At 68.0% G+C, this 7860-nt stretch carries 5 protein-coding genes and 2 rRNA genes; 3 read left to right on the top strand and 4 right to left on the bottom strand.

Going from position 1 to position 7860, the window contains the following annotated elements; genetic code table 11:
- Positions 1-291: 291 nt before the first annotated feature.
- Complete coding sequence (locus ETD85_RS57780; protein ID WP_240780095.1) at positions 292-699, top strand: DUF1015 domain-containing protein; 408 nt, start codon at positions 292-294, stop codon at positions 697-699.
- Between the two features lie 797 nt (positions 700-1496).
- On the opposite strand, the gene ETD85_RS57785 is transcribed toward ETD85_RS57780, so the two are convergent.
- A complete protein-coding gene (locus tag ETD85_RS57785; protein WP_170247419.1) occupies positions 1497-1910 on the bottom strand; it encodes a single-stranded DNA-binding protein in 414 nt (137 codons plus the stop codon).
- Between the two features lie 110 nt (positions 1911-2020).
- Here ETD85_RS57785 and ETD85_RS57790 point away from each other — a divergent pair, with 110 nt between their 5' ends.
- The gene (locus tag ETD85_RS57790; protein WP_138698327.1) at positions 2021-2947 is read left to right on the top strand and encodes an MBL fold metallo-hydrolase; all 927 of its coding nucleotides are present in this window, start codon (positions 2021-2023) and stop codon (positions 2945-2947) included.
- A gap of 878 nt (positions 2948-3825) precedes the next feature.
- On the opposite strand, the gene ETD85_RS57795 is transcribed toward ETD85_RS57790, so the two are convergent.
- On the bottom strand, positions 3826-4974 hold the full coding sequence (locus tag ETD85_RS57795; RefSeq protein ID WP_170247420.1) for a hypothetical protein: 1149 nt from the start codon (positions 4972-4974) through the stop codon (positions 3826-3828).
- A 1655-nt stretch (positions 4975-6629) separates the two neighbouring features.
- Between ETD85_RS57795 and ETD85_RS57800 the strand changes: the two genes are divergently transcribed.
- On the top strand, positions 6630-7391 hold the full coding sequence (locus tag ETD85_RS57800) for an SAM-dependent methyltransferase (RefSeq protein ID WP_170247421.1): 762 nt from the start codon (positions 6630-6632) through the stop codon (positions 7389-7391).
- Between the two features lie 94 nt (positions 7392-7485).
- Here the strand turns inward: ETD85_RS57800 and rrf are convergent.
- Positions 7486-7602, bottom strand: a 5S ribosomal RNA gene (gene rrf, locus ETD85_RS57805).
- A gap of 141 nt (positions 7603-7743) precedes the next feature.
- Positions 7744-7860, bottom strand: a 23S ribosomal RNA gene (locus tag ETD85_RS57810); the annotation flags it as partial.

Raw genomic sequence — 7860 nt, forward strand, 5'->3', positions numbered from 1 at the left:
GGGACCTGCGGCTCTTTTACTTTTTTTTTTTCAAGCAGAAGACGGCATACGAGGTGTCTTAGGGTCTCGTGGGCTCGGAGATGCGTATAAGAGACAGGGCACACCCCCGAACAGCCTGGACAGACGGCCAAGCCGTGGGACTTCGGCCTGGCCCTGCTGGTCGACTCCGCCGCATACGCACCTGACCTGAAGGCCATCCATCGGGTCATTCCGGGTCTCCCCCTCGCCGAGGCAACCGCCAAGGCGAAGGGCTCGTGGCACGTTGACGACTACGACGACTTGGCCCAGGGCTTGGCCGCGCTGGAAGCGGCTCCGGAGCCCAGCTTCCTGCTCGCGGGTGCGGGAGGCGGCTCGCATCTGCTCACCAATCCTGACCCGGTGCAGCTCGCCCTCGCCATGCCGGCCGATCATTCGGATCGCTGGAACTCCCTCAACACCTCCGTCCTCACCGAGTTCGTCCTGCCCAAGGTCTGGGGGATGCAGGACGACGAGCAGGCTGTGCGGATCGTGCACCACGATGTGGAAGCCGCCGTCAGGCTGGCCATCCGTACCGGCGGCACGGCCGTGATCCTCAAGCCGCTCGCGGTCGACGACGTGCTTGCTGTCGCCGCAGGCGGCGAGCGAGTCCCTCGCAAATCCACCTCCTTCGGCCCCAAGCCAAGAACCGGCCTGGTGCTCCGCACGTTCGCGATCGACTGAAGCACTCGAACACCGGTCCGGCCTTCACCGCGTGCCATCCCCCACCCGACCCCGGACATCACTGAGAGCGCGCCTCAACCGAACCCGACCCCGGACATCGCCGAGAGCGCACCTCAGCCGAACCCGGACATGGTGAGGGCGCGCCTCAGCCGCCCCACGCCCTCAGTCAGCCCCGCCAAGTGCATCTCCAGGGTGGCGAGCGCCTGGCGTGAGACCTTATGGCAAGCCACGTGTACCTGACTTGAGTCCCAGCCACTCGGACTCGGGTCAGGTGCATGCGCAGCCCGGGATCTCGCGTGCCGATGGACCTGAGATCACGTGCCTACGCGACTCGGGGCTCCCATGTGCCGGTGGCCCGGAGATCCTGCGTGCCGATGAATCGGGTTACCAGCCCACGCAACCTGGAATCCCGCCTGCCGGTAGCCCAGGATCACCTGCCCACGCAGCGTGGGGCCCAGCGTGCCCAGGACTCAGATCAGCATCCCCACGCAACCCGGAATTCCACCTGCCGATGGCCCGTGGTCACCTGCCCACGCAGCGTGAGGCCCAGCGTGCCCAGGGACTCAGGTCAGACGCCCACCTAGCCCGAAGTCCCGCGTGCCGGTCGCTCGGAGATTCCACGTGCCGGTGACTCGAGTCTTCAGCGTGCCGGAGAATCGGGTCACATGCCTACACAGTCCCAGACCCCGCACGCCTGGGACTCGGGTCACGTGCTCACCCATCTCAGGATCCTGAGTGCCGGCACCTCCCAGGTCGCGCAATCACGCAGTTGAGACTTCACGCGCCCGTAGGCAGGGTCAGCTTGCCGGCGCCAAATACGCCACCTGCCGGGGGATCAGGGCCCTGAGGATCTCGCTGTGATCGTCGGGGCCGGGAGGAGCCTCGGGCTCGGGGATCTCGGCTTCGAAGGGCTTGGCGCTGCTCACCTCCACTTCGTACCTCCAGATCTTGGCGGCCGACGGGCCGAAGACGCGGCAGCGGAAGGCTCCCGTCACCTCTACGTAGTCGCGGGGCTTGAGGCCCCGGACGATGGCGGCCGTCTCGGGGTCGAAGGTGACGCAAGGGATGCTGTCCGTCAGGGCGGCTCCCTTTCTGTGCTGTCGGCGGCGGACGATGATGCGCCACTTCGTCACGGTGTCGCCGCTCGGCAAGGAGTGCTCCTCGACCGCCGCTGACAGCCGCCCCACCAGCAAGACCTCGTTTCGATCCACTGCCGTCCTCCTATCGGTGCTCTGATGCAGATCACTATCTACGATGAGGAGGAGGCCGGATCGGCTCGAACGCCGTTCTGGGGATAACGGAAGCACGCCCGGGAGTGCCTGTGGACAACATCACCGCGCTAGGCGGCGACGTCTATGAGATCGACACCAAAATGGCGGGATACTCCGGCATCACCGCTGGTTACCTGATTTTGGGTGACCGACCGTGCCTGGTGGAGACGGGTACGTCGACCTCGGCTCCTGTGGTGCGAGACGCGCTCGCCTCGCTCGGCGTCGGCCCGGAGGACCTGGCCACTGTCGTGGTGACCCATATCCACCTGGATCATGCCGGCGGAGTGGGCGACATCGCCGAGTTCTTCCCATCTGCGCAGATTGTCGTACACGAGAAGGGCGCCCGCCATCTCGCCGACCCCTCGCGGTTGATGGCCAGCGCCAAAATGGTGTGGGGTGATCGGCTGGATACGCTCTTCGGCGAATTGTCCCCCACCGAGGCGGAGCGCATCGTCGCTCTCGGCGACACCGGAGCCATCGACCTGGGCAACGGACGTACGCTGAACAGCCACTACTCGCCAGGCCACGCGAAACATCATGTCGGACTGATCGATTCCGCCACCGGCGACCTGTATGTCGGCGACGCAGCCGGGGTCTATCTGCCCGAGACAGGCGATCTGCGTCCCGCGACCCCGCCACCGGACTTCGACCTGCAGACCGCACTCGACTCGATCGCGTTGTTCGGGGCGCTTGGACCGCAGCGGTTGCTGTTCAGCCACTATGGGCCGGTCGATGCCGTTCAGGAGACGCTTGAACGGTCTGCGGAAGAGCTGCGCATCTGGGTGGACCTCACCCGGCAGGCCCATTCTGAGGGCATGGACCTGGACCATGCCGTCGCCATGGTCAGAGACCGGACCAAGGAGCGGTACAGCGCGATGAAGTCCGATGATGCCACGGCTGAGCAGTTCGAGCTGTTGAGCGGTGCACCGTCGAACGTCGCGGGCATCCTCCACTGGCTCAACCGCGTCTCACCGTAGTTTCGCGCCGGGGGCATACCTGGGCCGCTGACGTCCGCTGTGTGTGAATGTGTGATTGGCTGCGCTCTCGGCTCGGCATGCAGCCTGCTGTTCTGCTCGCGCGCTCTCCCACGCGCTGCCGCACGCGACTCACCGTCCCGCCCACACGTTCTCGCCCCTGCTGGCACACGGTTTGCGGTCCCTCTCGCGTGCTCTCCCCTGGGCTGCCGCACGAAGCTCACCATCCCGCGCACATGCTCTCGCTCGTGGCGGCCCACGCGGTTAGTGTCCTGCCCGCATGCTCTGGCCCGAGCTGGTACGCGCGGTTTAGTGTCCCAGCCGCATGCCCTCCCCTGGGCTGCCGCACGCGGCTCACCATCCCGCGCACATGCTCTCGCTCGTGGCGGCCCACGCGGTTAGTGTCCTGCCCGCATGCTCTGGCCCGAGCTGGTACGCGCGGTTTAGTGTCCCAGCCGCATGCCCTCCCCTGGGCTGCCGCACGCGGCTCACCATCCCGCGCACATGCTCTCGCTCGTGGCGGCCCACGCGGTTAGTGTCCTGCCCGCATGCTCTGGCCCGAGCTGGTACGCGCGGTTTAGTGTCCCAGCCGCATGCCCTCCCCTGGGCTGCCGCACGCGGCTCACCATCCTGCGCGCACGTTCTCGCCCGTGGTGACCCACGCGATTTACTGTCCCGCCTGCAGCTCTCACCGCCCGAGCTGCTGCACCGGCCGTCTCATCCGGCGGCTGTCTCATTGGGGCTGCTGTACTCGACCAGGAGCCGTCGTACCTGCGGGTGGAAACGTGGCCTGCACCTGACACGTTGCCGAGCAAACCACGTACGTGTGCCCGGACAACGCTCCGCCGTACCGGATCGTCCCGGTACGGCGGAGCGTGGCGTCACTCGTCCGTCTTGGACTTGTCCTTGACGGGTTCGTCGGACTCGTCGGCGCGGTCACCGAAGTTGGGCTCGATGAACGCCGGAGTTATAGCTGGCATGTCGGCCTGCTCCGAAGACCCGGATGCCGGCCGCGGGCCCACGGGAGCACCAGGCACATCGGCCGAGTCCGTTTCTGCGGCTTGCGAGGCGTTTGCGGGGGCAGACCGGTCCGGCTCCCTGTCCAGCAGGTCGCCGGCCTCGGCGAGGGCCGCGTTCTCGTCCGCGTCCTCGTCCTCCTCGTCCGCTTCTGCGTCCTCGATGCCTTCCTCGTCGATCGAGTCCTCTTCGTCCAGATCGTCCAGGTCGAGGTGGTCCTCGTCGTCCTCGTCGTCTTCGTCGTCCGCCACGTCGAGGTCGTCCGCCTCGTCGAGCTCGTGCTTAGACGCTTCCGAGTCAGCGGAGTCGGCATCCCTGGAGCCCTGATAGTCCTCAGAGTCCTCCAAGTCCTCGGAGTCCTCCGAGTCGTCGGAGCTCTCCAGACCCTCGGAATCCTCGTAGTCCTCGTATTCCGAGTCCTCTTCGACGTCCTCGATGACGGCTCCGGTCAGCTCGGCGTACCGCTCTGCCGCATCCGTCTCTCCATCGTCGTCGAACGCCATCGCCCGGCCGAACCAGTCGGTGGCCGCCTCCTGGTGCCCGGCGTGAGCGAGTGCGTCCGCGTATGCGAACGCGAGCCGTGCCGACCAGGGCTTGGCCTGCGGGTCGCGCAACTCGGGGAGGCGCTGCAGGGTGATCACGGCGGCGTCGTGCTGGCCGAGGTCGCGACGGGCGCCCGACTCGACGATGGTCAGCTCGATGCGGCCGGCCCGGTCGAGGCGCTCGGCCTCCGGCGAACGTACGAGGTCGATGGCCCGCTCCGGACGGCCGAGACCGCGCTCGCAGTCGGCCATGACCGGCAGGTACGCGTCCGAACCTGTCATCCTCCGTGCCGCCCGCAGGTCGCTCAGCGCCTCGGAGAAGTGCCCGGCGCGATAGGCGACGATGCCCGCGGCCTCGCGTACGACACCGATGCGGGCCGCGAACCTGCGGGCCACCTTCGTGTGCTCGTGCGCCTGGTCGGGGTCGTCGTCCTCGAGCGCCCGCTCGGCGGCCACGAGGTGACGTCCCACCAGGTCGGCGAGGTCGCCAGGGAGGGAACGCAGTTCCTCGCGTACCTCCTTGTCGAGCTCTTCCGCGGTGATGTCGGGCGCGACCTCAGGCAGCCTCTCGCGCTGCGGGGCCTCGTCCGTACGGTCTGAGCGGCCGAAGCGGGCCCGTGTGCCGGCCGAGGAACGGTCGTCGCGATCCTCGCGCGAGAACGGCCTGGAGTCACGCTGCTCGCCCTCGCGACGGGGGCCGCGGTCACCGTAACCGCCCTCACGACGGTCGCCATAGCCACCTTCGCGACGCGGGCCACGATCACCGTAACCGCCCTCACGGCGCGGGCCGCGATCGTCCCGGTCACGGAAGCCACCCTCACGACGCGGGCCACGGTCACCGAACCCGCCCTCACGGCGCGGCCCGGAACCGCCTTCGCGTCGGTCGCCGTAGCCACCCTCGCGACGCGGACCCGAGCTGCCCTCACGACGGTCACCGAAGCCACCCTCGCGGCGCGGGCCACGATCGCCGTAACCGCCCTCACGGCGCGGACCACGGTCACCGGTGCTCCGCTCGCCGCGGTCGCCATAGCTGCGCGCGGGGCTATCGCCGTAACCACCCTCGCGACGCGGACCCGAGCCGCCCTCACGACGGTCACCGAAGCCACCCTCGCGGCGGGGACCGCGGTCGTCCCTGTCACGGAACGGACGACGCTCCTCACCTTCACGACGCGGCCCGCGATCGTCACGGAAACCACCCTCGCGACGGGGACCCCGATCGCCGTAACCACCCTCGCGACGCGGACCCCGATCACCGGCTCCGCCCTCACGACGAGGACCACGATCACCAGGGGCACCGTCTCGACGCGGCCCACGATCATCCCGGTCACGGAAGCCACCCTCACGACGGGGACCACGATCACCAAAGCCGCCTTCACGGCGCGGGCCGCGGTCGCCGTAACCGCCCTCTCGGCGCGGGCCACGGTCGTCGCGGAAACCACCCTCACGGCGCGGACCCGGCGAGCCGCCCTCACGGCGGTCACCGAAGCCACCCTCGCGGCGGGGACCGCGATCGTCGCGGTCCCGGTAGGGACGCCGGTCGTCGCTGCGCGGCCCCCGGTCGTCTCCGTCTCGCCGGGAAGGAGCGCTGTCCCGATATCCACCCTCGCGGCGCGGACCACGGTCGCCGTAGCCACCTTCCCGGCGCGGGCCACGATCATCGCGGTCGCGGAACGGACGACGTTCCTCGCCCTCACGACGCGGCCCGCGGTCGTCACGGGAACCCTCGTCCCGCTGCGGCCTGCTGTCCCCACGGCTGGTGGAGCGCGACCTGTCGTCAGAACGGAACGGACGGTCCCCGCCAGAGTCTCGTCCTCGAGCCCCGTAGCCGCCGCTGCCGCCACCTCCGCCGGAACGCCTGTCCCCGTAGTCGCCGCGCCCGCGCTGTCCGCCGTCCGATCCGTTATCTCTGTTCACTTCTGGTCCATTTCGTTGGCTCACCCAGCGGACTCTCAACGACGGTCCACTGTGGCTGGTCGCCGCCCGCCCCGCGGGCCTTACGCGACGAAGGCCACCCGTGGGGGTGGCCCGCTCCCTCCAGCCTAGCAAGCCGCGGACCGTCCACGAGCCTGACGCGACGCCCTATATTCAGTGGCCCGATTAACGCGAGACCGGCAAGACTGCCCACTATGTCACTTCGCTTCCATGAAATAGCCGAGTCGCGCCACCGGATTCTGAACCCGCTGACGGACGACAAGCTCGACCTGCTGGGGCAGATCTGCCGCATTCCCGCCGGCGCCCGGCAACTGGACCTCGCGTGCGGGAAAGGCGAGATGCTTTCTCGTTGGGCCGCCGAATACGGCCTGCGGGGCGTCGGCGTCGACATCAGCAGCGTTTTCCTGAACGCCGCCAGAACCCGTGCCGCAGACCTCGGTGTGGCGGATCAGGTCGATTTCGTAGAAGCCGACGCCGGCACCTACAAAGACGCCCCGGAGTCCTACGACATCGTCTCCTGCATCGGCGCGACGTGGATCGGCGGCGGTCTGGAGGGCACTCTGTCGCTCATGCGCCCGCAGCTGCGCCCCGGCGGCATCGCCCTGGTCGGCGAGTGCTACTGGGTTTCCCCTCCTCCGCCGGAGGCCGGCGAAGCCCTCGGAATGACCGAGGAGGTCACCTCACTGGCCGGGACGGCCGAGCGCATCGAGGGGGCCGGGTTCGAGCTCCTGGAGATGGTCTTGGCCGACCAGGACAGCTGGGACAGGTACGTCGCCAGCCAGTGGTGGACCATCAGCGACTGGCTCCTGGCGAACCCGGAAGACCCCGATGCCCCGGCGATGCGTGATTTCCTCACCCGGGCCCGCCGCTCGCATCTGGAGTACGGCCGCCAGTACCTGGGCTGGGGCGTGTTCGTCGTCCGTCCCGTGCCGCCCGGGACGTCGGACGCCGCCTGAGCCGGAGCGAGCAGGAGCCCCCGCGAGGATCGGTGGCGGAAAACGAAAAAGGCCCCCGACCGTGTGGTCGGGGGCCTTTTTCGTATCAAAGATTGTCCGGCGGTGACCTACTCTCCCACACCCTCCCGAGTGCAGTACCATCGGCGCTGAGAAGCTTAACTTCCGGGTTCGGAATGTAACCGGGTGTTTCCTTCCCGCCATAACCGCCGTAACTCTATGAAACTGACAAGCATGCCGCTTGTTGTTTCAGAATTGCATAGTGGACGCGAGCAAGAATCTATCTTTGGTGTGGCGCGGCTCCGGACCCGGCGAAGAGTAACAGAGCGCAGCACACACCAAAGCAGTATGCTTTGTGGTCAAGTCCTCGGCCTATTAGTACCGGTCAGCTCCACACGTTACCGTGCTTCCACCTCCGGCCTATCAACCCGGTCGTCTACCGGGAGCCTTACCCACTCTCATGGTGGGAGAC

Source organism: Nonomuraea zeae (assembly GCF_005889725.1).
GTDB classification, from domain to species: Bacteria; Actinomycetota; Actinomycetes; order Streptosporangiales; family Streptosporangiaceae; genus Nonomuraea; species Nonomuraea zeae.